General features: G+C 42.1%; 26 protein-coding genes. 7 read left to right on the forward strand and 19 right to left on the reverse strand.

Annotation, left to right across the window (positions count from 1 at the left end; all coding sequences use genetic code 11):
* Nucleotides 1-12: 12 nt before the first annotated feature.
* The 13 genes from ACFQ3Q_RS12255 to ACFQ3Q_RS12315 all read right to left on the reverse strand — a co-directional run bounded on the left by ACFQ3Q_RS12255 (nt 13) and on the right by ACFQ3Q_RS12315 (nt 12,860).
* Nucleotides 13-735, reverse strand: coding sequence for a response regulator transcription factor (locus tag ACFQ3Q_RS12255; protein ID WP_380746257.1), 723 nt, complete (start codon nt 733-735; stop codon nt 13-15).
* A 3-nt stretch (nt 736-738) separates the two neighbouring features.
* The gene (locus tag ACFQ3Q_RS12260) at nt 739-2,310 is read right to left on the reverse strand and encodes a sensor histidine kinase (protein WP_380746258.1); all 1,572 of its coding nucleotides are present in this window, start codon (nt 2,308-2,310) and stop codon (nt 739-741) included.
* A 64-nt stretch (nt 2,311-2,374) separates the two neighbouring features.
* The gene (coaE, locus tag ACFQ3Q_RS12265) at nt 2,375-2,965 is read right to left on the reverse strand and encodes a dephospho-CoA kinase (protein WP_380746347.1); all 591 of its coding nucleotides are present in this window, start codon (nt 2,963-2,965) and stop codon (nt 2,375-2,377) included.
* Nucleotides 2,965-3,924 carry a CdaR family protein gene (locus ACFQ3Q_RS12270; protein WP_380746260.1) on the reverse strand — a complete coding sequence of 320 codons (960 nt, stop codon included), beginning with the start codon at nt 3,922-3,924 and terminating at the stop codon, nt 2,965-2,967. The genes coaE and ACFQ3Q_RS12270 overlap by 1 nt, the downstream gene beginning before the upstream one ends.
* The gene (locus tag ACFQ3Q_RS12275; protein ID WP_380746262.1) at nt 3,921-4,925 is read right to left on the reverse strand and encodes a glycosyltransferase; all 1,005 of its coding nucleotides are present in this window, start codon (nt 4,923-4,925) and stop codon (nt 3,921-3,923) included. Before ACFQ3Q_RS12275 ends, ACFQ3Q_RS12270 begins: the two co-directional genes overlap by 4 nt.
* A 96-nt stretch (nt 4,926-5,021) precedes the next feature.
* Nucleotides 5,022-5,843, reverse strand: coding sequence for an enoyl-ACP reductase FabI (locus ACFQ3Q_RS12280; protein WP_380746264.1), 822 nt, complete (start codon nt 5,841-5,843; stop codon nt 5,022-5,024).
* Between the two features lie 72 nt (nt 5,844-5,915).
* The gene (gene recN, locus ACFQ3Q_RS12285) at nt 5,916-7,568 is read right to left on the reverse strand and encodes a DNA repair protein RecN (protein WP_380746266.1); all 1,653 of its coding nucleotides are present in this window, start codon (nt 7,566-7,568) and stop codon (nt 5,916-5,918) included.
* A gap of 63 nt (nt 7,569-7,631) precedes the next feature.
* Nucleotides 7,632-8,519, reverse strand: coding sequence for a type IX secretion system protein PorD (gene porD, locus ACFQ3Q_RS12290; protein ID WP_380746268.1), 888 nt, complete (start codon nt 8,517-8,519; stop codon nt 7,632-7,634).
* Nucleotides 8,512-9,723 carry a bifunctional phosphopantothenoylcysteine decarboxylase/phosphopantothenate--cysteine ligase CoaBC gene (gene coaBC / locus ACFQ3Q_RS12295; RefSeq protein ID WP_380746270.1) on the reverse strand — a complete coding sequence of 404 codons (1,212 nt, stop codon included), beginning with the start codon at nt 9,721-9,723 and terminating at the stop codon, nt 8,512-8,514. The genes porD and coaBC overlap by 8 nt, the downstream gene beginning before the upstream one ends.
* An 11-nt stretch (nt 9,724-9,734) precedes the next feature.
* Nucleotides 9,735-10,061, reverse strand: coding sequence for a DNA-directed RNA polymerase subunit omega (locus ACFQ3Q_RS12300; RefSeq protein ID WP_380746272.1), 327 nt, complete (start codon nt 10,059-10,061; stop codon nt 9,735-9,737).
* A 16-nt stretch (nt 10,062-10,077) separates the two neighbouring features.
* Nucleotides 10,078-10,902 (reverse strand): outer membrane protein assembly factor BamD, encoded by an 825-nt coding sequence (locus tag ACFQ3Q_RS12305; RefSeq protein WP_380746274.1) that lies wholly within the window; start codon nt 10,900-10,902, stop codon nt 10,078-10,080.
* Between the two features lie 165 nt (nt 10,903-11,067).
* Complete coding sequence (gene dapA / locus ACFQ3Q_RS12310) at nt 11,068-11,943, reverse strand: 4-hydroxy-tetrahydrodipicolinate synthase (RefSeq protein ID WP_380746276.1); 876 nt, start codon at nt 11,941-11,943, stop codon at nt 11,068-11,070.
* Nucleotides 11,944-12,161: 218 nt separating this feature from the next.
* A complete protein-coding gene (locus ACFQ3Q_RS12315) occupies nt 12,162-12,860 on the reverse strand; it encodes a hypothetical protein (protein WP_380746278.1) in 699 nt (232 codons plus the stop codon).
* A 186-nt stretch (nt 12,861-13,046) separates the two neighbouring features.
* Here ACFQ3Q_RS12315 and ACFQ3Q_RS12320 point away from each other — a divergent pair, with 186 nt between their 5' ends.
* Nucleotides 13,047-13,814, forward strand: coding sequence for a 5'-nucleotidase C-terminal domain-containing protein (locus ACFQ3Q_RS12320; RefSeq protein WP_380746280.1), 768 nt, complete (start codon nt 13,047-13,049; stop codon nt 13,812-13,814).
* 3 nt (nt 13,815-13,817) lie between these two features.
* The gene (locus ACFQ3Q_RS12325; RefSeq protein ID WP_380746282.1) at nt 13,818-14,726 is read left to right on the forward strand and encodes a bifunctional metallophosphatase/5'-nucleotidase; all 909 of its coding nucleotides are present in this window, start codon (nt 13,818-13,820) and stop codon (nt 14,724-14,726) included.
* On the opposite strand, the gene ligA is transcribed toward ACFQ3Q_RS12325, so the two are convergent.
* Genes ligA through ACFQ3Q_RS12350 form a run of 5 tightly spaced genes read right to left on the reverse strand, consistent with a single transcriptional unit; the run spans nt 14,727 to nt 19,387 of the window.
* Nucleotides 14,727-16,721: an NAD-dependent DNA ligase LigA gene (gene ligA, locus ACFQ3Q_RS12330; RefSeq protein ID WP_380746284.1), complete on the reverse strand. Its 1,995-nt coding sequence runs from the start codon at nt 16,719-16,721 to the stop codon at nt 14,727-14,729. It lies immediately after the preceding gene.
* A gap of 21 nt (nt 16,722-16,742) precedes the next feature.
* Nucleotides 16,743-17,414 (reverse strand): VOC family protein, encoded by a 672-nt coding sequence (locus tag ACFQ3Q_RS12335; protein WP_380746286.1) that lies wholly within the window; start codon nt 17,412-17,414, stop codon nt 16,743-16,745.
* Nucleotides 17,415-17,433: 19 nt separating this feature from the next.
* Nucleotides 17,434-18,015 carry an LOG family protein gene (locus tag ACFQ3Q_RS12340; protein ID WP_380746288.1) on the reverse strand — a complete coding sequence of 194 codons (582 nt, stop codon included), beginning with the start codon at nt 18,013-18,015 and terminating at the stop codon, nt 17,434-17,436.
* A 17-nt stretch (nt 18,016-18,032) separates the two neighbouring features.
* Nucleotides 18,033-18,878 (reverse strand): peptide chain release factor N(5)-glutamine methyltransferase, encoded by an 846-nt coding sequence (prmC, locus tag ACFQ3Q_RS12345; protein WP_380746290.1) that lies wholly within the window; start codon nt 18,876-18,878, stop codon nt 18,033-18,035.
* Nucleotides 18,879-18,901: 23 nt separating this feature from the next.
* Complete coding sequence (locus ACFQ3Q_RS12350) at nt 18,902-19,387, reverse strand: GNAT family N-acetyltransferase (protein ID WP_380746292.1); 486 nt, start codon at nt 19,385-19,387, stop codon at nt 18,902-18,904.
* Nucleotides 19,388-19,415: 28 nt separating this feature from the next.
* Between ACFQ3Q_RS12350 and ribD the strand changes: the two genes are divergently transcribed.
* The 4 genes from ribD to ACFQ3Q_RS12370 are packed head-to-tail and all read left to right on the forward strand — an operon-like array spanning nt 19,416 to nt 22,561.
* Nucleotides 19,416-20,456: a bifunctional diaminohydroxyphosphoribosylaminopyrimidine deaminase/5-amino-6-(5-phosphoribosylamino)uracil reductase RibD gene (ribD, locus tag ACFQ3Q_RS12355; protein WP_380746294.1), complete on the forward strand. Its 1,041-nt coding sequence runs from the start codon at nt 19,416-19,418 to the stop codon at nt 20,454-20,456.
* Nucleotides 20,449-21,057 carry an HAD family hydrolase gene (locus ACFQ3Q_RS12360; protein WP_380746296.1) on the forward strand — a complete coding sequence of 203 codons (609 nt, stop codon included), beginning with the start codon at nt 20,449-20,451 and terminating at the stop codon, nt 21,055-21,057. The genes ribD and ACFQ3Q_RS12360 overlap by 8 nt, the downstream gene beginning before the upstream one ends.
* Complete coding sequence (locus tag ACFQ3Q_RS12365; protein ID WP_380746298.1) at nt 21,054-21,920, forward strand: EamA family transporter; 867 nt, start codon at nt 21,054-21,056, stop codon at nt 21,918-21,920. Before ACFQ3Q_RS12360 ends, ACFQ3Q_RS12365 begins: the two co-directional genes overlap by 4 nt.
* Before the next feature lie 32 nt (nt 21,921-21,952).
* A complete protein-coding gene (locus ACFQ3Q_RS12370; RefSeq protein ID WP_380746300.1) occupies nt 21,953-22,561 on the forward strand; it encodes an IMPACT family protein in 609 nt (202 codons plus the stop codon).
* Here the strand turns inward: ACFQ3Q_RS12370 and ACFQ3Q_RS12375 are convergent.
* Complete coding sequence (locus tag ACFQ3Q_RS12375) at nt 22,558-22,956, reverse strand: acyl-CoA thioesterase (RefSeq protein WP_380746302.1); 399 nt, start codon at nt 22,954-22,956, stop codon at nt 22,558-22,560. The two genes, ACFQ3Q_RS12370 and ACFQ3Q_RS12375, sit on opposite strands and share 4 nt — an antisense overlap.
* 206 nt (nt 22,957-23,162) lie before the next feature.
* Between ACFQ3Q_RS12375 and dnaA the strand changes: the two genes are divergently transcribed.
* Complete coding sequence (gene dnaA, locus ACFQ3Q_RS12380; RefSeq protein ID WP_380746304.1) at nt 23,163-24,590, forward strand: chromosomal replication initiator protein DnaA; 1,428 nt, start codon at nt 23,163-23,165, stop codon at nt 24,588-24,590.
* Nucleotides 24,591-24,599 lie beyond the last annotated feature (9 nt).

The following is a 24,599-nucleotide window of genomic DNA, read 5'->3' on the forward strand; positions in this document are numbered from 1 at the left end:
AGTTTGAAGCAGTTAAGCTTCAGTGCTCTCCTGGTTCTTAACAACCAGTCTAAAGCCTTCTCCGTGGATATTCAGGATCTCCACGTTTTCGTCTTTTTTAAGGTATTTACGCAATTTGGCGATATACACGTCCATACTTCTGGAGGTAAAATAGTTATCATCTCTCCAGATCTTGGTCAATGCCAGTTCACGAGGCATAAGATCGTTCTCGTGCAATGCCAGCAGGCGTAATAATTCGTTTTCTTTTGGAGACAGTTTTTGTGGCTCATCATCCTTATAGGTCAGGAATCTAAGTTTAGAGTTCAGGTGGAAATCTCCAATTTCGAACTCAAACTGCTTACTATCAGCAACACTATCGGTAGCCTTGCGCTGCATAATAGCCTTGATTTTCATAAGAAGTACTTCACTGTCAAAAGGCTTGTTCAGATAATCATCTGCCCCCACTTTATAACCTTTCAGTACATCTTCTTTCATCGCCTTGGCGGTTAGAAAGATGATCGGGATTTCTTCATTCTTCTCTCTTATTTCTTTAGCCAGAGTGAACCCATCCTTATAAGGCATCATCACATCCAGGATACAAAGATCGAAATCGTCTTTTTTGAACTTTTCGAATCCTTCCATTCCGTTCTTGGCGTGAGTGACCTCATAGTCATTCATTGCCAGATAATCTTTCAAGACAGTCCCGAAGTTCGGATCGTCTTCTACTAATAGAATTTTCTTGTTTTCAGTTTCCATATATTAAGATATTAGAGGTAATTTAATAGTAAATGTGCTTCCTTTTCCTTTATCGCTTTCTACATAAATCTGGCCGTGATGGTCTTCCACAATACGCTTCACATAAGCCAGGCCAAGGCCGTGACCTTTAACATTATGAATATCACCGGTATGTTCACGATAAAATTTTTCGAATATTTTCTTCTGAACTGTTTTGCTCATTCCCGCTCCCTGATCCCTTATCTTCATCACGATATAATTCTTCACATTCTCCGTATAGATATCGATCTTTGGTGCGTCCTGGGAATATTTGATGGCATTGTCCAGGATATTGACTATAACATTGGTAAAATGATCTCCGTTAGCCAGGATCGCCGATCTTAATGCCCCAAAATGGGTCTGTATATAGCCTTCTCTGTCTTCTACTATCAACTCTACGTGGGCTATGGCTTCGTGTATCAGATCGTGTAACTGAAGTCTTTCCTTCTTGAGGTCCAGTTCGTTTTTCTCCAGTTTAGAAATTCGCAGTACATTCTCTACCTGGGCGTGCATCCTTTTATTCTCGTCTCTGATCATTTTAAGATACCTGGACACCTTATCCTGATCATTAATGATCTTAGGATTTTTAATTGCATCCAGTGCAAGATTAATAGTGGCTATAGGTGTCTTGAATTCGTGCGTCATATTATTGATAAAGTCAGTCTTTATCTGGGAGATTTGGCGTTGTCTTATAAGCTGCGATAGCGCACTGGAATATGCGATCACAATAATTAGTGTAAATATTATTGAAAGGGCGGCCATCAGCGTTACTGAAGACAAAACCACCTGTTTCTTTCCTGTAAAATTCACCAGTAACTGGTAGTTGCTTACTCCTTTCGAATCCAGAAATAACGGCACCCCGTATGTTGCGGGATGATCCAATGAAAAATCATCTGAATGCAGATTGGTAGCGATAGAATTATTGTAAACGGCAAATTCAAAGCCGGTCTGAATGTCTCTGTCGCTAAGCTCTTTTTCCAGTAAGTTCTCTATAGTCTCTTCCGAAACCCTGTCGTGCACAGGCAGTCTTTCAGTGTATTCTGAAATAGCCGAACGCAGGATCTCCTTCTCGACCTCATCCATTCTTACCACCTCCTCTATTCGCTGTTCTGCGGTAAGATCATTCCCGTCAAGATTGTTCTTCTTTATTATATTAGTGACCTTCTTATTGATGAGCTTCGTAAACTGAATACTGTCATCATTGGTCGATTTCAGAAAACCAGAAGATACCTTATAGTCTTCCTCCAAAATAGATTCAGACATGTAGTAAGTCTCGTCTCTGTAGTTATTATGATTAACATAAAAGTATTCTGTTAAGGTACCTCCCTGCAACTGACCCACCGTACTATCTACATCTTTAAACTGGAAATAATAATTCTCGATCTCCCTGTTCTGGATCTGGTCTGAAACCTTTATTAGAACCTGTTTTGCATTTGTAGAAAATTGCTCTTCCTTATCATCTACGGTGCTTTTTATCCAGTATCCTTGAACGAAAATGATTCCAATTAGGGACAAGCTCATCAGGACTACGAGGAGGAAAAAAAGCTTCTTGTTCATGTGCTCAAAAGTAATATTTTAACATTTAGGCTTCAGGTGGTTTAACCAAATGTTAACAAAACTATTAAGAATTTTTGCCTGACTTTAAGATAATCCTATGCAAAGTTCTTACTTGTTCTTTTGTTTGGGTAAGATTCGTATTTTCTATAGTAAAATCGGCGAGTTCCGATTTTTTTTCATCACTCCACTGGTGATTCATCCTGGCTTCAATTTCGTCCCTGGAACTCTGGTCTCTTTTCTGTAACCTCTTAACTCTATCTTCCTTTGGAGCGGTCACCAAAATATTGAAATCACATTTTTTATACCCCCCCTTTTCAAAAAGTATGGCTGCTTCATAGATCACATATGCTGAAGATTGTTTGTTCTTCCATTGCACAAAATCATTTTCAACAGCCGGATGGATTATGGAGTTGAGCTTTTCCAGTTTTTCGGTGTTGTTAAAAACCTTTGAAGCTATAAATTTTCGGTTGGGAAATTTACCATTATAAGCCTCGTCCCCCAGAAGATCAACAATGCCCTGCCTTATCTCTTCTGAAGTCTCCATCAATTCTTTGGCCTGTTTATCTGCTATATAAACCGGGACCCCCAGTTCCTTAAAAAACCCGGCTACAGTGGTCTTCCCACTTCCAATCCCGCCGGTAAGCCCAATCACCATCACCTTTTAATAATAAATTGAATTTTACGCTCGTTAAGCCTAAGATTATTTACATAATCCGGTTTCTTAACAATCTCGGCGATCATAAAGTCATCCCCTCTTTGCAAACTGGCGTAATCACAGATCACTTCAAAGTCTGAAGCATTTACCTTTTCGTAATCTTCAAGATTAACCTGGTAATACACAACAACCTCTTTGGGAAAGATCACGAGATTAATCTCCGGCGGCACATTAAGCACCTCCACATCTATTTTCATCTTACCTTCGGTAAATTTCTCCACCTTTTGGGAATACTTCACCTTGTTCTTATAAAAACTTAGCATTCCCAGGTTGGTAGTATCCAGGGCTATTTCCCCGCTAAGGTCTTTGCTAATATTATTAAGTATAAGCGGAAGTGTTTTTACCCGGCTAATAGTATCAATAACATTTTCAGGGCCGCTTACTTTTATCGAGTCAGGGTCGATGCTAACCCGTTCCCCGGCCGAGTAGCCCACGGCATAGCTAAGTTCGGTTTGGGGGATTACAGCAATCTTTTTTTCCTTTTTAAGCTGAAAATCAATAACGATCTCATCGGTCAGAAACCTGGATTTTTCAAAATCGATACCCAGTTGCTCCGCAATGGTGTCCCTGTGATTTTCCAGCACATATATCAGCTGCCCATTCTTTTCCAATGCAGTGCTCAGGTCTATACTCAGTGAAGGCTTGAAAATCTTAAAGTCCCAGAAGATCACAAATCCGTTATCCTGCAACCTAAGTTCAAGAAACCGGGGTTTGTCTTCAGATATACTTTTATCCAGGGGCGCATTTACATACTTCACCGGTATTTGCACTACTTGTGTATACTCCTTTGAGAACTGCACAAAGACCCAGATCACTGCTGAAAAGATCAGAAAGAAACTAAAAGTCTTCAAGTTCCCTTTTTTAAAGCCGATACTTCTATTTCCCTGTTTTTGACTCATTCTGAAAAGAAAAGATTTGGATATTGTTTTTCTGGGTTCTCTTTCAGAACTGAAATGTGCCAGTACGATTTCAGAAACCCATAACCATAACCTATAAACTGAATTATAGTGGCCAATATGGCCAGTAATCCAATATAAAGATTTTTATGCTTCATAGCAGCATCCAGCCCAATAATCAGGAAATAAAAAAGGTAAGCAGCGGAAAAGATCCAGAAGCCCATTAACGTAAATATCAATGACACCAGAAATCCCAGGACGAACAGGGTTGGGAACCAGTAGGTGATTTTGGCTGATCCCTTGTGCCAGCAGTTCAGGATTGGCCTCACCAACCCGAACTTATATACCTGCTGATAAAATTTTTTCCAGTCAATGCGCCTCTTGTGAAAAACTCTTGCCCCTTCTATAAGACAGGTATGAAAACCTGCCTTCTGGATACGCATAGAAAGATCTGGGTCCTCACCAGGGTGAATCCTGCCAAAACCTTTGGTCTTCTCAAAGGCCTTCCTGGAAATCCCCATATTAAAACTTCGGGGCTGGAATTTATTGATCGATCGTTTTTTTCCTCTTATTCCCCCTGTAGTCAGAAAGGAGGTCATACTAAAGTCTATAGCCTTCTGGATATCACTGAAGCTCTTATGGGCCGCATCCGGACCTCCAAAACAATCGCTGTAATTTACCTTCAGGAAAGAGTCTACCTTTTCAAGATAATCCGGCGGCATGATGACATCGGAATCGAGAATAAGAAAGTAGTTCCCTTTTGCGCGTTCCATCCCGTAATTCCTGGAGCTTCCGGGGCCGGAATTAGGCTTTGAATAGTAACTGATCTGAAGTTTATCCCGGAACTCTTCCACCACCTTATCGGCAGGGACATCAGATCCGTCTTCTACAATCACTATTTCAAAATCCCTGTCAAAGGCTATCTTCTCCATACTTTGCAGGAGCTCCCTTATCTCATCGGGACGGTTATATACGGGAATCACAAAGGAATAATCCAGCTTCATTTTGTAAAGGTAGTGAACAAAAAAGCTGTTTAAAAAAGGGCTTTAAGAATCTTAAGCGTTCTTCTTTAAACAGCTTTGTATAGGTTTGAGTTTAAATTACTCCTGGTCTTTCATAAAAGTCTCCATTACTTCCTGGCTTACTCCCATATTGGAGAAACCACCATCGTTGTATAAGTTCTGAAGAGTAACTCTTTTTGTAAGATCAGAGAACAGGCTCACCGTATAATCGGCACAGTCCTGGGCGGTTGCATTACCCAGCGGCGACATCTTATCGGCATAAGCGATAAACCCGTCAAAGCCTTTCACACCCTGTCCTGCAGTAGTAGGAGTTGGAGATTGTGAAATGGTATTCACACGTACTTTTTTATCTTTTCCGAAGAAATACCCGAAGCTACGGGCAATAGATTCCAGATACGCCTTATTGTCGGCCATATCATTATAATCCGGGAATACACGTTGCGCAGCCATATAGGTAAGGGCCACGATACTTCCCCACTCGTTCATCGCATCCTTTTTGTAAAGGACCTGCATTGTCTTATGGAAAGAAACAGCCGATACATCCCAGCCTTTAGCGGTGTAATCGTAATTCATATCGGTATAGTGGTTTCCTTTACGCACATTTACAGACATCCCGATAGAGTGAAGCACAAAATCAAGTTTTCCTCCAAGCATCTCCTGGGCTTTCTCCACAAGGTTTTCAAGATCTTCAACTTTGGTAGCATCAGCCGGAATGATCTCGGCACCGGTTTTTTCGGCCAGTTTTTTAATGCTTCCCATCCTCATCGCTATAGGCGCATTGGTTAATACAAATTCTCCACCTTCTTCGTGTACACGCTCTGCAGTTTTCCAGGCGATAGAATTCTCATCCAAAGCACCGAAAATGATTCCTTTTTTTCCTTTTAGCAGGTTGTATGACATGTTGTTATATTTTATTGGTTGTTGTTGAGCCCGTAAAGATAGTAAAATAACTTTCAGGCAGTTCCTTATTCTTTAATTGAGAAGGGCCTTGGCGTGCGCCCTTGCCGACTCACTGATATTATTCCCGCCGAGCATCATTGCCAGTTCTTCTACCCTGTCTTCGCTTTCAAGAGTTCTTATTCTGGTTACCGTAGCATCAGCTGAATCTTCCTTGAAGATCTTAAAGTGGCTGCTGCCTTTCCCGGCAATCTGCGGAAGGTGTGTAATGGCGATCACCTGCATCGAATTTCCCATTTTCTGAAGGATCTCTCCCATTTTCTGCGCAATATCCCCGGAAACCCCCGTATCTATTTCGTCAAATATAATTGTTGGCAAATTGCTTTGTGCGGCCAGGATACTTTTAACCGCCAGCATAATTCTGGACAGCTCCCCTCCCGAAGCGGCCTTTTTCATCTCCTTGAAATCTCCACCCTTATTGGCCGAAAGATACCAGGAAAGCTGATCTTTCCCGTTCACGAAGAATTCCTCTTGGCTGTCAAGATCGATCCTTAGCCTCGCATTAGGCATTCCCAGTTCGGCAAGAATCTTCTCGGTTTCTTTTATAAACGGGGCAATGATCTTTTTCCGGTTTTGATGCAGCCTGTCTGCGATCTTATCCAGATCGGTTTTCTTATTTCCTATAGCTTCATTGATCTCAGAAAGTGCAGTTTCGGCATTTTCACTTACAGAAACTTTCTCTCTGAGTTCTTCTGTGATTTCCAGCAGTTCTTCAATGGTGCCGGCATTATGTTTCTTCTGAAGGTTATAAATCAGCTGAAGTTTCTCGTTGGTAGCCTCAAGTTCCTCAGGATTCGCCTCTACCCTGTCCATAGCCGAGGCAACTTCTTCGGTAATATCGTCAAGTTCTATGATGACACTTTGCACCCGCTCGTGCAGCTTTTCATAATTGGATGAAAATGAAGTGATCTTTGCAAGGCTTGCCCGCATCTCCTTAAGGGTAGACAAACTACCAATCTCTTCCTGGCTGGCAAAATTAAAGGCTTCCCCCAATCTTTCGGTAAGCTCTTCAACATTATTCAGTTCTTCGTAACGCTCTTCCAGCTCTTCCAGCATCCCCGGCTGAAGTTTCGCCTCATCCAGTTCATTAAGAAGAAATAGGTTATAGTCATATTCTTTGGTTGCCTGGGCCTGCTCTTCAAGCAGGTTGGAAGCCCTCTTCTGAAGTTTTTTCAATTCCTTCAGATTCTGACGATATTCAAGGATCGCCGCTTCGTTCCCGGCAATGGTGTCTATCACCTGGAACTGATAATCGTTATTTCCTAGGCTTAAGGTTTCGTGCTGGCTGTGAATATCGATAAGATATTCTCCCAGGGCATTCAGTGAACTCAGATTAACAGGTGTGTCATTTACAAAGGCCCTGGATTTTCCGGAAGCAAGGATCTCCCTTCTGATTATGGTATTGGCTTCATAATCCAGGTCTTCGGTTTCAAAGAATTCCTTCAGTTTATAATTGGAAATATTGAAGCTGCCTTCTATAACGCACTTTTTCTGGGAGTCACGTATAGATCCGTAATCGGCACGATTCCCCAGCAATAAACCCAAAGCGCCAAGCATAATGGATTTTCCGGCCCCGGTTTCCCCGGTAATAATGGTAAAACCCTCCTGAAGACTGATATTAATATCCTCTATAAGGGCATAATTTTTTATGGATAAAGCGGTCAGCAATGTCTTTGAAATTTGAGCCTAAATATACGTGAGAAATTATTCCCGGTCAACCGATAAGAATCTTTATTGCAGGTTTCTCCAGTTTTTGGAATATCGGGGCGCCAGGCTATTAAGTGTTTCTTCCAGCCCCGGCTTATTAATGGCCGGTCCGCCACTAAATACCTGTGAGATCTCCTCGGCCTTGGCATCGAAGAATGTCCTTACCAAAAGTGAGTTTGCACGGCGTCTGTTCATAGGCACCATTGCTTCAAGGGCCTCAGCAATACTCGATTTACCCGCTTCAGCATCCTGATACATCACATCCAGGCCAAGACGGTGATATTTGTACATCGCACTGCGATACTCGGCAAAAGTATTCGAAAGAAGATCTGTATTCAGTCGGTATCTTGATCGGTTCCCATCCGAACCCTTCCAGCCTTTAGCATTTCCCTGCTGCGCAGTATTCACTATCCTGTTAGCCTCTTCAAAATAAGGTGTTCCGCCCTCTGGGGCAAACGTATCGGCATCAAGGCCAAGTATGGTATAAACATAAAATGAGATTACCGAAACAAGGTTCGAACTATAAGAATTCTGGCTGTAATTGAGCGGCTGATATTCGCGGTAATTGAAAGTGAATTGCTCGTCATTAAAATTAAAAACGGGCGAGATCATAGTAGAACCATAAACCGGGCGTGAAGACTGCACCTGGATACTGCCAGCAAAAGACTCCCCGTCAAACTGAACGATGGTGATGAACATACTGCAATTAATACGCTCCTCTTCTTCAACCTGCTTCTCGGTCCAGGTGGTCTGGTTCACGAATTCTGAAAGCGATCGCTCCAGGGTTTTAAATACCGAGAGGTTACTTTGCCCTGTTTGCTCGGCATTTATCACGATCTCGCAATTGAGCTCCTGGGCATTTAAGAACCCAAGCCCCAACAGTAAAAAACTTAGTGTTAGAATCTTACGCATGTAACAAATGTACGATTTCATTTAAAATATCGCGTGCAACTTCCGATTTTGGTTTCACCCCAAAGTCCTTTTTATGCCCGTCGGGATAGAGAATGCTTATTTTATTGGTATCTTTCTTAAAACCGGCACCTTCATCCTGCATAGAATTCAGCACGATAAAATCGAGGTTCTTACGCCTCAGTTTGGATTTGGCGTTCTCTACTTCGTTATTGGTTTCAAGTGCAAAGCCTATTAAGCTTTGATGCGTTTTCTTTTCACCCAACGAAGCCAGAATATCCTGGGTTTTGGTTAATTCTATTTGAAGGTTTTCGGCTTCTTTTTTGATCTTTTTATCAGCTACGTTCTTAGGCTTGTAATCGGAAACCGCGGCTGCCGCGATCATCACATCTGCCGAACCAAAATGCTCGTGAACGGCATCGTACATCTCCTGGGTACTGGTTACCCGAATGAGCTTCACATTAACATCTTCCAGCTGAAGATGTGTTGGCCCCGAAACCAGGATCACCCTCGCTCCAAGTGCTGAAGCTGAATGCGCCAGCTCAAAGCCCATTTTTCCGCTGGAATGATTCCCGATAAACCTTACCGGATCTATCGCCTCGTAGGTGGGACCGGCAGTAATGAGAACGGTTTTACCTTTAAGAGGTAACTGTGCCGAAAAATGTTCTTCAATAAAGTTAATGACATCTTCCGGCTCTGCCATTCTGCCTTCTCCGTGCAGGCCACTGGCAAGTTCGCCGGACACCGCCGGGATCATAATGTTCCCAAAGCTTTCCAGTTTTTCAAAATTCTCGTGGGTAGATGGATGCTTGTACATATCAAGATCCATAGCAGGGGCAAAAAACACAGGGCATTTAGCCGAAAGATAGGTAGCCAGCAACAGGTTGTCGCTTTTTCCCGTGGCCATCTTAGAAAGAGTATTGGCCGTAGCAGGGGCTATAACCATAAAATCGGCCCATAGGCCGAGTTCTACGTGATTGTTCCAAACCGAATCTTCATCGCCTTCTTGAGTAAAAGAGGACAAAACCTCATTCTTAGATAAAGTAGATAAGGTGAGAGGAGTTATAAAGTCTTTGGAAGCCGGCGTCATAAGGACTTTCACCTCGGCACCGGCTTTAATGAATAGTCTTACTAAAGAGGCCGTCTTATAGGCGGCAATACCGGCGGTAATGCCCAGAAGAACCTTCTTCCCTTTCAGTACAGACATAATAATATAGTCTACTCTTGAGAATTCTTGGTGTTGCGGTAATAGATCTTGTCATCTAACCACTCCTGAATTGCAAGCGCATGAGGCTTTGGCAGTTTTTCATAAAACTTAGAAACCTCAATCTGCTCTTTATTCTCAAAGATCTCATCAAGACTATCATTATAAGTAGCAAACTCATCAAGCTTCTCCAACAATTCCTTTTTGATCTCAGAATTGATCTGGGTAGCTCTTTTTGCTATTACCGAGATAGCCTCATAAATATTGTTGGTTGGCGCATCTACCAGGTTCTTATCAACCGTAGTAGTGTTTACCGGTGCTTCAGTCTTCTTAATATCCATTGCTCAACTATTATTATTAAAAGTTTTGTAACCTTGTTTGTATATCTGCATCAGAAGCCTCAATCTGCTCCTGGAATTCGCCTTGCGGAAAATATTTCAGGTAATTCTTATAATATTCGTGCGCTGTGTTCAAACGCTCTTCCATTAAAACCCTGTAACTGTTTATTGCCAATTCATAAGCCGAATCGAACTTATAATATAGGGCTTTTTCTCTAAACGGAGACCCCGGGTAATCGGCTATAAAATTATCGAAAGAAACTATGGCCGCTTTATAATCTTCGGTATGATGATATTGTTTGGCGATCTCGTAGGCTTTTTTCTCTAATTTCACCTGAAGCTCACTCACCATTTTGTTTGCCTCTTCAGCAAACTCCCCATCAGGATAGGCATTCAGGTAATTCTGAAGCTCTACGATAGCCTTTTCGGTATCTGCCTGATCAAGAAAGTATCGCGGAGAAAGTTCGTAATAACTTCTTGCCTTTTTGTAAGAAGCTTCTTCAGCTTTCTCACTATCAGGATAGGTTTGCTCGAAACGCTCAAACTGGTAAGAAGCCAGATAATAATCCTCTAACTGATAATAAGTGTCTGCATACAAATAACTCACCTTCTGCCCCTGAGGCTTCCCTCTGAACTGCGGCACTATTTGCTCAAACAGCCTTAAGGCTTTTTTAAATTTGCGGTTACTATCCTCTTCCTTGGCTTCATTATAAAGCTGTTCGGCAGTAGTATATTTTAAACCGGCGTCCTGACTCTTAACCACCTTCTGATACTCACTACAGGAAAGAGTAAGAAAGAAAACGCCTGCTAATAGAATTCCTTTTTTCATCATTTGTAAAAACATCTGGCAAAAATACATTTTTCTGAACTATAAAAAAAACTTTCCGTTCGAACAAGAATAACCCGATAAAGCCTTATTTATTGCCCGGTTTCAGGACATTAAATAAACAGGTAAAATAAAGATCCCGGCGCAAAGGCACCGGGATCGTGTTTGGTGATCGGAATTCATCTAAAAAGCAGCTACAAAATCTCCAATCATTGCATCAAGGCTTTCTGAAGCTTTTACTAACGGAAGTCTCAGGTTGTTATCTATGACTCCTTTTTTAGTCAGCAAAGATTTTATCCCTGCAGGGTTCCCTTCAGCAAAGATCAGGTCTATGGAAGGGGCCACTTTATAATGAATCTTATAGGCTTCTTTAGCCTTCCCCTCAAGCCCAAGATTTACCATTTTGGAGAATTCCGCAGGGAATCCTTGTGCGATCACAGAGATCACGCCTTTCCCTCCGGCAAGTGTCATTGGCAATGTGATCATATCATCTCCGGAGATCACCAGAAAATCTTCCGGCACAAGGCTTATCAGTTTCATTGCCTGTACCATATCTCCGGCTGCTTCCTTGATCCCAATGATATTGGCAAAATCACGTGCTATCCTGTTCACGGTCTCAGGTAGTATATTTGAAGCTGTCCTTCCAGGCACATTATATAGAATCACGGGTTTTGGGGAAGCTTCGGCCACCGCTTTAAAGTGCTGGTAAATCCCTTCCTGGGTGGGCTTATTGTAATACGGAGATACTGAAAGCACTGCATCAAACTTCTCCAAAACTCCCGATCTCAGTTCTTCGGCTACACCAGCGGTGTTGTTCCCTCCTATCCCAAGGACCAAGGGCAGACGCCCGGCATTTGCCGCGATAACCGTTTCTCGCACCAATTTCTTTTCTTCCCTTGTAAGGGTAGCACTTTCTGCGGTTGTCCCAAGCACCACAAGATAATCTATTCCGTTTTCCACCTGGTTCTCCACAAGGGTTTCCAGAGCTTTTACATCTACTGATAAATCGCTTTTAAAGGGTGTTACCAAAGCGACTCCTGTTCCTGTAAATGCTTCCATTCTATATTATATTTAGTTTTCCAAATTATTTGATTCGTCTAAGCCTGTTCTTCAGGCCTTTCTTCAGAATCTGCAAAAATCAGTCTTTCTGAAAGCGCAAATGTAAATAATAATTGCAGAGAATTGAGAAGAGAATAACAGCTATTCCTTGCCCTTATCTTCATATTTAACAAGTTTAATTGTATTGTAAAAAATGAACCGAATATTTAAGTAGCTGCCTATACCATATTAAGAAGGCGAAGCTTCTTTTCTTCGGTCGCAAAAAAGAAAAAGGCCAGGGTGATGGCTGCCAGCCTCAGAAAGTTTTCAAGAACAAGCACTCCCAGCTCTTCAAGATAAAAAGCTGTCATATCCCTAAAAACATCAGCAAAGATCAGGGCCAGTGCGAGCGAGATAAAAAAAACAGATTTTTTTGAATACGAGTTCAGGTAATAGACAAGTCCTACAACTCCCAGTACGAGCAAATTAATATAATAGACGAGATAAAGTCCGTAATTTAAGAACCCGGAAACATAGAATTGAAGCTCCAGAACATGCAAAAGCATAAGATAGGCATTCACGAGAATCACCAGCACAAAATACAGGAGCATATATTTACTGGCAGATGACCTTTCGGTATGCAGCACGGCCTCTCTGCTCAAAAAGATATAGGCTGCCATATAAAGAAGCAAACCAACCATTCCCAGGTACCAATAATCATTAAAATAGGAAACGATTTCGGCGATTATAAAAAAACTAAAAAAAGCACTAAGGTTAAGATTGGAAATTCTAAGGTAAGACATCTTAAACCCTATCAAACCTACGTAAAATAACAAGCGGCTAGCTAAAACCAGCCAGTCCGTACTGGAAACAATCCCGTAAATATTCAACATTAATAGCAGCAGCCCGGTTAAAAGAAGGTACCTGTATAATTTCATCGAATTTTTCTTAATGAGCTCTAATATAAAAAACTCGTAAGTCCTTGACACACACAATAACGTGTACTCTTACAAAAAAACGCAGTATTTGTAGGAATTTTCGATGTAACAGATAATTTACTCGATGAAACTACTCAAACCCACCCCAAAAAAAGTCTGTATATTTGCTGCCGAAAAAATCAAGCAATGAATTTTCTAAAGGTCACAGGCATTTTTCTGGTGTTTACCAGTCTTCTGATTTCCTGTAAAGGCAAGACTCCATTTTCTCCGGCAGAGATAGAAGCTGAAAGAATAGCAATCGATTCTACTACAGAAGGAGATACTTCCATCCAGAATTTTATTGATCCATACCAAGAGCACCTCAACAAGACCCTGGACAGCACCTTAGCCTACAACCCTAAAGACCTGTCGAAAGAGGACGGCCACCTGGAAACAGCCATTGGAAATTTAATGGCAGACATCGTTATACAGCAGGCAAGTTCGGTAGTCAAAAATCGCACGGGAAAACATATAGATATGGTGCTCCTTAACCACGGAGGTATAAGGTCTACCCTGAACAGGGGTGGTTTAAGCACGAGATCCGCCTATGCCCTTATGCCTTTTGAAAATGAAATTGTGGTGGCAGAGCTATCCGGAAAAAAGATGAAAGAAATGCTGAGCTACCTGGAAGAAGCTAAAACCGCGCATCCTGTGAGCGGGATCAGGATTATAATGGATAAAAACTATAAGATCACTGAAGCACTTATCAACAACAAAAAGATCGACACCACTAAAACTTATATGGTGGCCACTTCAGACTTTCTGCAACAAGGAGGAGATAACATGAATTTCTTCAAGGATCCGGTAGGGCTTTACCATACCGACTATAAACTGAGGAATGCGATTATAGATTATTTCGAAAAAACCGATACCATAAAAGCCGAAAAGGACGGACGTTTCATCCAGAAAAAATAAGCTATGAAGAGGAGAAATTTTATTCAGCAAACCACTGCGGCAACTGCATTTCTTGGATTAGGCGGGCTCTCTGCCCTTTCTTTCGAACCAAATTACAAGAAACACATCACCATTCTGCACACTAACGATGTGCACAGCCACATAGAACCCTTCGGAATAGATGACGCCAAATACCCTAATATGGGTGGAGTAGCCAGAAGAGCAACCCTTGTAGAGCAGATAAGAAAAGAAAATCCCAACACCCTGCTACTGGATGCCGGGGACATTTTCCAGGGCACCCCGTATTTCAACTTTTACGGAGGGGAACTCGAATTTAAACTGATGAGCAAGCTAAAGTATGATGCGGCTACCATCGGGAACCACGATTTTGACAATGGGATTGACGGCTTATATGCGCAACTGCCACACGCTAATTTCGACTTCATTTCGTCTAATTACGATTTCAGCAATACCATTATGGACGGCAAGACCAAGCCGTATAATATCTTTATGAAAGACGGGGTGAAAATTGGGATTTTCGGGCTGGGAATTGAACTCGAAGGATTGGTGAGTAAAAAGAACTACAAGGAAACCAAATACCTTGACCCCATTGAAACCGCTCAGGAAATGACGCGCATCCTGAAGAAGGAGAACAATTGCGACCTCATCATCTGCCTCTCTCACCTGGGATATGAATATGATTCAGAAAAGATCTCAGACCTCAAATTAGCCAGAGCTACCCAAGACATAGATCTTATAATTGGCGGACACACTCATACATTCCTGGAAAAGCCAAGCATCGAAACCAATAAGGCCGGCAAAAAGGTATTGGTGAACCAGGTAGGTTGTTACGGGCTTTATTTAGGCCGGATAGACTTCTACCTGGATCACAAGAACAATATTGAAACCGGCGGCGCCAGTATTAGTGTTTAATTAATTCACCATTTCAAGAAACTCGTCTTCACTTAACATCGTCGTGCCAAGTTTTTCAGCTTTGGCAAGCTTGCTTGGCCCCATATTTTCTCCAGCAACCAGGTAATTGGTTTTTGAAGAAATGGAGCTGGAGACCTTACCGCCGTTATCTTCAATAAGTTTTTTCAGCTCATTCCTGGAAACTTTTCCAAAAACCCCGGAGATGACGAACGTATTCCCTGAAAGCTTATCGGTTTGATTTGCCAGTTTTTCTGCTGAAATTTCCAGCTGAACCCCATATTCTTTCAATCGCTCCACGATTTCCCTGTTTTTTTCTGAAGAAAAGAAGTCGATCACACTCCTGGCGATGCTTCCACCAATTTCTTCGATATTCATCAGGTCCTCTTCGGAAGCCTGCTCCAGGGCATCTATGCTTTTGTAATGTTTTGCCAGCTTTTTAGCCACGGTTTCTCCCACGTACCTGATCCCAAGCGCAAAAAGCACACGCTCAAAAGGAATTTCCTTAGACTTTTCGATTCCCCGGATAAGGTTTTCAGCCGATTTTTCAGCCATTCTTTCCAACGGAAGCACGTCTTCCTTTTTAAGGGTATACAGGTCAGCGTAATTATTTATCAATCCGGCGTTAACCAGCAGGGTCACGGTCTCTCCCCCAAGGCCTTCAATATCCATAGCCTTTCGCGAAATATAATGCTGAATACGCCCGACTATTTGTGGCGGACATCCATTATAATTAGGACAGTAATGCTGTGCCTCCCCTTCCTTGCGAACCAGTTCTGTTCCGCACTCCGGGCAATTAGTGGCATATATTGTAGGTTCAGAATCAGGGTCACGCTTGGTAAAATCTACCCCAACGATTTTGGGAATTATCTCCCCTCCCTTTTCCACATAAACGGTATCGCCTTCCCGCACATCAAGTTTCTCAATCTGGTCGGCGTTATGCAAGGAAGCCCGCTTCACAACAGTTCCGGCAAGCTGAACCGGCTTTAGGTTTGCTACCGGGGTGATCGCTCCCGTTCGGCCTACCTGGTAAGTGATCTTCTTAAGAATAGTGCTCTCCTGCTCGGCCTTAAATTTATAAGCGATGGCCCAACGCGGGGATTTTGCTGTATATCCCAATTCTTCCTGCTGCCTGAAATCATTCACCTTCACCACTACCCCGTCGGTTTCGTAAGGCAGGTCATGACGATGCTCATCCCAATAATTTATATAATCCAGCACTTCAGAAATACTGTTTTTCAATTCGGCTTCGGGCGGCACCTTAAAGCCCCACTCCCTCGCTTTCTCAAGGCCTTCGGCCTGGGAGTGCACCGGAAGATTATTCCCTACAAGACTGTAAAGCAAGCAATCCAGCGGCCTTCTGGCAACCTCAGCGCTATCCTGTAACTTCAGGCTTCCGGAAGCGGTATTTCGCGGATTCGCATAAGGCTCCTCCCCGGCTTCCACTCTCTCGGCATTCATTTTGGCAAAGCCCTCATATGGCAGCACGATCTCCCCACGGATATGGAATTTTTCAGGATAATCTCCGTTCAGCTTTAATGGGACCGACCTGATGGTCTTTACATTATTGGTCACATTATCCCCCTGGAATCCGTCACCACGGGTTACAGCAGTCTTCAGTTTTCCGTCTTCGTAGCTAAGGCTGATGGAAGCTCCGTCGTATTTAAGTTCACATACATACTGAAGTTTCCCGTCCACCAGTTTTTTAACCCGCTTTTCCCAGTCTTCCAGCTCTTCTTTAGAGTAAGAATTGGAAAGTGAATACATCCTGAACTCATGTTGCACGGTCTCGAAGCTCTTGGTTACCGCACCACCTACTCTTAGCGTAGGTGAATTAGTATCTTCAAATTCGGGATGCTTTTCTTCGAGTTCCTGAAGTTCTTTCAACTTCATATCAAATTCGTAGTCACTAATCTCAGGCTTATCGAGAACGTAATACAGGTAATTATGATGGTGTAATTCTTCGCGAAGTTGTTTTATCCTTTTTTCGATGTCCATTTAATCTGAAAAGATTTGATATTATTTTGATACAAAACTAAGCTCATCCTTCTCGAATTTTAGATGATGAGTTTTGCCATTATGACTAATTTGAAGGCCGAATTCTGAGGCGGAAGCTTTATCCCCTGTCGGAAACCAGTCCTTTAATTTCTTATTGATCGTTATGATAAGCCCCTCGGGATCACCGATGGCACAAAAGCGCTCGAAACTGCCGTCAAAAACTTCCAGCCCGCAATTCTCACGCAGAAAATTGAATTTTTCCCTGATATTTGTTGTTGCAAGGCCAATTTCACTAATTCCCAAAAGACTTTTCTCCGAAAAAATAGCCGATTCAGGCTTATTGAAATTTCGCCTGGAGATGAACTCCATAATATTCTCCTCCTTATCATAGAAATACATCGATTTGGCCTGCCAGTTGCTGAAGTCTACGATCTCATCGGTATTATTCTTCAATATCGCCACCCTTTCCTTTAGCCACCTAAGCGCTTCCTCTTCCTGCTTGTCGGGAATATGGATCGCGATATGGTAAGGAGTAGATTGCTCTGCGCGTTTAAATTTCAGAACGGAATAGCCGAGCTTCACCTCGAATGAATCTTCTTTGTGATTTTGAATTTCCAGACCAAGAAGATCCCGGTAGAATCTCAATTGTTCCTGACCTTTTGAAGAATATATCTCTAATCTTTCTATTTTCATTCTCCTGAAATCTAAGGTTCTAAGCCTGGTTCTTATTCATCCATTTTGGAACCGGCATCGGTTTAAAATTATGCATTTTCTCCAGAAGCTCCTCAATATCTTCAGCTATTAACAGAATGTCGAAATTATCCTTTTTCAACAGGCCTTTCCGAACCATCTTTTTAAGCATCGCGATAAGGTCATCATAGAAGCCGTTAATATTCAGCAAGCCTATTGGCTTGCTGTGAAGTCCAAGCTGAGCCCAGGTAATGATCTCGAAAAGCTCTTCAAATGTGCCGAATCCACCCGGAAGAGCCACAAACCCGTCGCTTAGTTCCTGCATTTTAAGCTTCCGCTCGTGCATATCGTTGGTGGTGATAAGCTCAGGAAGTTCTTCGTGAACCACTTCTTTGGTTTTCAGAAAATCAGGGATAACACCGGTAACCTTGCCTGAATTCTTCAGGGCTCCTTCGGCCACCTGCCCCATAAGTCCTAACTTGCTACCTCCGTAAACAATACCAATCTTCTTTTCAGCCAGAGTCTCACCCAGTTGATAAGCCTTTTTAATAATTTGAGGGTCATTCCCGTCGCTGCTTGCGCAAAAAACCGCTATACTTCTCATATAAATTTTTTTTTCCTTTACAGACTTCCTTTAAGCATTCTGTAATTCCCGAAAATGTCTTTTCGGAGCTCAGTTTCAAAAGCTTCAGACTTGAGAAGCTTTTCAGTTTCTTCCGACAGATACTGATTGATCTCGAAATAAATCTTTCCTGCCGGCTTTAAAGCCTGTCGTGCTAATTTCGTGATTTTGTTATAGAACAATAAAGGATCGTCGTCTTTTACATAAAGTGCCGATTCTGGTTCAAAATTCAGCACATTGGCGTGCATTTCCTTTTTTTCCAGGTCGCGAACATAAGGCGGATTAGATACGATAATATCGTAGTGCTCTTTTAGTTTTTCCAGCTCCAGAACATCCTGCTGAAAAAATTCAACCTCAACCTCATTAAATTCGGCATTTTTCCGGGCTGTTTCCAGAGCATCTTTTGAAATATCCATAGCAGAAACCTTTGCTTTTGGTAAGTGTTTCGCCAAACTTATAGCGATACATCCTGTACCTGTTCCAATATCGAGCAGCTTCAACTCTTTTTCTTCAGAATTATGATCGTCTAAGATCCATTGAACCAGTTCTTCGGTTTCCGGTCTCGGGATGAGCGTATTTTTATTTACTTCGAATTTCATTCCGAAGAATTCCGTAGCACCTATAATATACTGGACCGGTTCATGCTGTTTAAGCCTGTTCAAGGACTTTCTGAATAGCACAGTTTCAGCTTCAGAAAGCTCCTTTCCCGGTTCAAGCGCAAAATCGAGCCGGTTCAAATTCAGATACTCCTCACTTAAGAGGTAGAAAAATGAATTCACCTCTTCCAAAGGATATTCTCCTTTTAGGTGTTCAACAAATTCGGTTTTAAGATCGGTTAATTTCAAAACTCAGGCTTTGCGGTTTTAAATTATAGATCTTTAATCATCCAAACGGTACAATTATAGTGGCCGGTATCTCCAAGGGGTTCTTCCAGGTTTTCAAAACCTGTACGCTTATATAGCTTCTTTGCTCCCTCCATATAGGGAAGAGTTTCTATATAACATTTTTTGAAGCCATTGGCTTTCCCGAACTCAAGACAGGTATTCATCATTTGTGCCCCAACTCCCCTGTTTCGGGCTTCCGGAAGAAAATACATTTTTTGCAATTCGCAAACCTCATCCTCAAACCCGGGTAAGGGTGCAATTCCGGCGCCACCAATTATCTTTCCTTTATTTTCAACCACAAAATAGCTCATTCTGGGCTTATCATAAGTGGCATACATATCATCCAGGGCTTTATCTTCATAAGCAGTTCCAACTTTGGGCACGCCCAGTTCCACCAACACACTTCGAACCACCCCGGCAACCTGCTGATTGTCTTCCGGTTGAATTTCGCGAATTTTTAAAGTCTCCATTCTTGCTAATTAATCCTATTTTTGTGGCGTGAAGATACACGAAAAATATATAAAACGCTGTATACAATTGGCCCGAAACGGCCTTGGAACCACCTATCCAAATCCTATGGTAGGTAGCGTTATTGTTCATAAAAACAAAATAATTGGCGAGGGCTGGCATTACAAAGCCGGGGAAGCCCACGCCGAGGTGAACGCGATCAATTCGGTAGAAGATGCTTCGCTTTTAAAGGACGCCACCATTTATGTAAGCCTGGAGCCCTGTAGTCATTATGGAAAAACCCCACCCTGCAGTGACCTTATCATTGCCCGCGGTATAAAAAAGGTGGTGATAGGCACGGTAGACCCTTTCGCTGAAGTGGCAGGACGAGGCATTAAGAAACTGATGGACGCCGGATGTAAGATTGCAGTAGGAATTCTGGAAGAAGAATGCCGCGAGCTCAACAAGCGTTTTTTCACCTTTCATCAAAAGAAAAGGCCCTATATTATTCTGAAATGGGCTGAAACCGAAGACGCCTTTATAGCGCCTGAAAAACAGGATAAAAGAGAACCGGTATGGATCACGAATCCATACTCCAAACAGCTGGTCCATAAATGGCGGGCCGAGGAGCAAGCCATACTTGTTGGCACTAATACTGCTGTGGCCGACAACCCTAAACTGAACACGCGGCTATGGGAAGGTCCCAACCCTGTAAGAATAGTCATAGACAGAAACCATAGAATTTTGAAGGATTCGGCTGTATTTGACGGGAGTATAAAAACTATCGTGATCTGTGAAGAACCGGGATTAAATAATTCTGAAAACCTAAAATTTGAAAGGATTGATTTTAGCAAAAACGTTCCTGAACAGATTTGCGAAATCTTATACAAATACGAATTGCAATCTGTAATAATCGAAGGCGGATCCCAAAGCATTCAAGGTTTTATAGATGCCGGGCTCTGGGATGAGGCACGGGTTTTCACAGGTAATATTCAGTTTAAAACCGGAGTGAAGGCTCCCCGGTTGAAAGGAAACCTGATTAAGGAACAAACTATTGAAGACGATAAGTTAAAGATATATACTAATGATTAAGACCATAATATTCGATTTTGGAGATGTATTTGTTAATCTCGACAAGGCCGCAACCAAAAAAGAGATGGAGGCCTTGAAAGTTTCGGAGTTCCCGGAAGTCATCCTGGAGAAGAACCTGGAATACGAAAAAGGCCTTATCAGCTCCGACGAGTTCATCGGTTTTTATCGTGAGGAATTCCCTCATCTGGAAAGCGAACAGATCGTGAATTCGTGGAATGCCATCCTGATCGATTTTCCGGAATATCGCTACCAGTTCATAAAGAAGCTATCTGAAGAAAAGGATTATCACCTAATACTTTTAAGCAATACCAACGAGATACATATCGACTGGATAAAAAAGAATGTTCCGTTCTTTGAAGACTTCAAAAAATGTTTTGACGCCTTTTATCTTTCTCACGAGATCAACTTCAGAAAACCAAATGCCAATATTTATGAGTTCGTCCTGGAGACGCACGAGCTGCAGCCACAGGAATGCCTTTTTATAGATGACACTAAAGAAAATACTGAAGCTGCAGCGCAGCTAGGCCTTCACACCTGGAATATTGAACCTACCCGGGAGGATGTTATAGATCTTTTCACCGCTAAAAAAGAATTATTTTGATCTATATTCTCCTCAGCATACTTTCTTCGAGCATTATTTTTGTGGTCTTCAAACTCTACAGAAAATATGGCGTTAACACCCTGCAGGCCATCATAGTGAATTATTTTGTAGCCTGCACCGTTGGTTTTTTCGGGTATATCGAGAACCTGGATATCACAAGTATCCCTCAGGAATCCTGGTTTCCGGGAACCCTGATTTTAGGAATGCTTTTTATCAGCGTATTTTACCTTGCCGCCCTTACTACACAGCGCAGCGGACTTTCGGTAGTCTCGGTTGCAACAAAAATGTCGGTAGCCATCCCCGTCTTTTGCGGGATCTTCCTGTATAACGAAAGCACCGGAGCCTTTAAGATCATAGGGATTATTTTGGCTTTAGCAGCTGTTTACCTTACCTCTATTAAAAGTGAAGAAGGCATCAGTATTAAAAAAAAGAACCTGGTCTTCCCTCTGCTGGTATTCCTTGGCAGCGGGATCATAGACACCACTATTAACTTTCTGGAGAACTCCTACGTCTCTGAACAGGATGTAGGCCTGTTCTCCTCGACCATATTTGCGATCGCGGGCAGCCTAGGAGTTTGCATTCTCATAATACAAGCCTTTTTAGGAAAATTAAAACTGAACCTAAAGAACATCCTTGGGGGGATAGCCCTGGGAATACCAAATTATTTTTCGATATATTTTCTCGTGATGGCCTTAAGGAGTCCGGGCTTCGAGAGCTCAGTTCTTTTCACCATCAATCACGTAGGGATCGTCCTTGCCTCCACCCTCATAGGGATAACGCTCTTCAGGGAGAGACTAATCAGGAAAAACTGGATAGGGATCGCCCTGGCCGTAATAGGAATTCTGTTGGTGGCGAACTCATAATTCCCTGGGCGGAATAACAGAAAGCACTAATTATGAAAGATACTTATAAAACCATAACCAAGCCTTCTAAAGAAGTTCTGTTCAAAGACCGAAATTCTAAGTTTTTCGGTTATGCCTTTCCGGTGAAAACTGAAGAAGAAGCCAATGCCCACCTGGAAGACCTGAGAAAGAAGCACCATAAAGCAAGGCACTGGTGCTATGCCTGGCAGCTCGGAAAAACCGATCCGCAATATCGCGCCAATGATGACGGGGAACCTTCAAACTCAGCCGGGATGCCTATTTACGGACAGATCCAGAGTTTCGATGTCACCAATGTACTTATAGTAGTGGTGAGATATTTCGGCGGAGTAAAGCTGGGAGTTGGCGGCCTTATTAACGCGTACAAGACGGCTGCGCAAATGGCACTTGAAAACTCCAATATCGTTAAAAGAACCATAGACGAAACCTTTGTGGTAAAATTTGACTATCCAGAGATGAATACGGTAATGCGGATCATCAAAGAAAACGACCTGAATGTAATCGACCAGAAACTTGAACTGGATTGCAAAATTTACTTATCGGTAAGAAAAAAAGAAGCCGATGCGATCTTCGAAAAATTTGACACTACCTATAAAGTAGAGATCAAAAGACTGGAAGATTAAGCCTGCAACTTATCTATTATATACTGAGGACACCTTACAGGACGTTTGGATTTTGCATCCATAAACACCAAAACAGTGGAGGCTGTTGTTAATAAATCACCTTTCTCATTATAGATCAGATACTCAAACTCAATTTTAACATTTGGAGGCTGCTTTAGACGGGTCTCAATCTTCAGATTATCATCGAATACCGCCGGTTTTTTAAACTTAAAACTCATCTCGAATACGGGCAGCATGATCCCCTCTTCCTCCATAGTCTTATAGGAGATACCGAGCTCACTAAGCCAGTCAATACGCGCAATTTCAAGGTATTGCGCATAATTTCCGTGATGCACCACCCCCATCTGGTCGGTTTCGGCGTAACGCACTTTAACAAAAGAAATATGAGAATTCATCGGCAATTTTATCGGATAAGTGAATGAGGTTTTGTACTTTCATAAGCGGAATTAAGTATGCATAAAATTTTCTTAAAATTCAACCCCAAAATGGTTTTTTTTTTACATTTTTTGTTCACATATTTGTTCCACCGAAGTACGAAAAAAACCAATTTCGTACATCAATTGTAACTTTCTACTAATCACTAAATAACGTACAATCTAGCATGTCAGAAACTGCGCAATCAGTTTGGAATAACTGTCTAGCTTTTATAAAAGACAACATCACCCCTCAAGCCTACAAAACTTGGTTTGAACCTATACAAGCAGTAAAACTTACCGATTGTGCATTAAGCATACAGGTACCTTCTAAATTTTTCTATGAATGGCTGGAGGAACACTATGTTAAATTACTAAAGGTATCCCTTACCCGCGAGTTGGGAGAAAAGGCAAAACTGGTATATGTTATTAAAATGGAGAACACCTACGGAAATAAACTTCCGTTCACTGAAAAAATTCCGAGTACCCAGCGTACAAATATGTCTTCTCAGGAGGTAGATGTTCCTATCAAGAATAAGAATCCCGAATTAAAGAACCCTTTCATTATTCCGGGAATCCGAAATGTAAAAATTGAATCTCAGTTAAACCCGAGTTACAACTTTGAGAATTTCCTTGAAGGCGATTCCAACAGGCTTGCCCGCTCTGCAGGTATGGCCGTGGCGAATAAACCAGGAGGCACTTCCTTTAACCCTCTACTGATATTTGGAGGAGTTGGACTGGGTAAAACCCATCTTGCTCACGCAATTGGTGTTGAGATCAAGGATAATTATCCTGAGAAAACGGTCCTTTATATTTCTGCTGAAAAATTCACACAACAATATATAGAGTCTGTTAAGAAGAATAATCGTAACGATTTTATTCATTTCTACCAGATTATAGATGTACTTATAGTTGATGACATTCAGTTGTTATCAGGAAAGGCAGGAACACAGGATGTATTCTTCCATATCTTTAACCACCTTCACCAGAACGGAAAACAGGTGATTCTTACCAGTGATAAGGCACCGGTAGATATGCAGGATATTGAACAGCGTTTGCTTTCAAGATTCAAATGGGGACTTTCAGCTGAATTACAGCACCCTGATTTTGAAACTAGAGTGTCCATAATCAAGAATAAGCTTTACCGCGATGGAGTTGAAATGCCGGAAGACATTATTGAATTCCTTGCCAACAACATCAAAGCGAACATCAGGGAATTGGAAGGAGCAATCATTTCCCTTATCGCACACTCGTCTTTCAACAGAAAAGATGTGACGCTTGAACTGGCTAAAAAGATTGTTGATAACTACGTTAAGAATACAAAGCGGGAAGTTTCCATAGATTATATTCAGAAAGTAGTAAGCGATTACTTCCAGATGGATGTGGAAACCCTGCAGTCTAAGACCCGTAAACGCCATATCGTACAGGCAAGGCAACTTGCGATGTTCTTTTCTAAAAAGTTCACCAAGGCATCCCTGGCGAGTATCGGGACGCAAATTGGCAATCGTGATCACGCTACCGTGCTTCACGCCTGCAAAACGGTAGACAACCTTTCATCTACGGATAAACAATTCAAAAAATTTGTTGAAGACCTCAACAAGAAACTGACGATATAAAAAGACATT

The sequence above is a fragment of the Salegentibacter chungangensis genome (genome assembly GCF_042678405.1).
GTDB lineage: Bacteria > Bacteroidota > Bacteroidia > Flavobacteriales > Flavobacteriaceae > Salegentibacter_A > Salegentibacter_A chungangensis.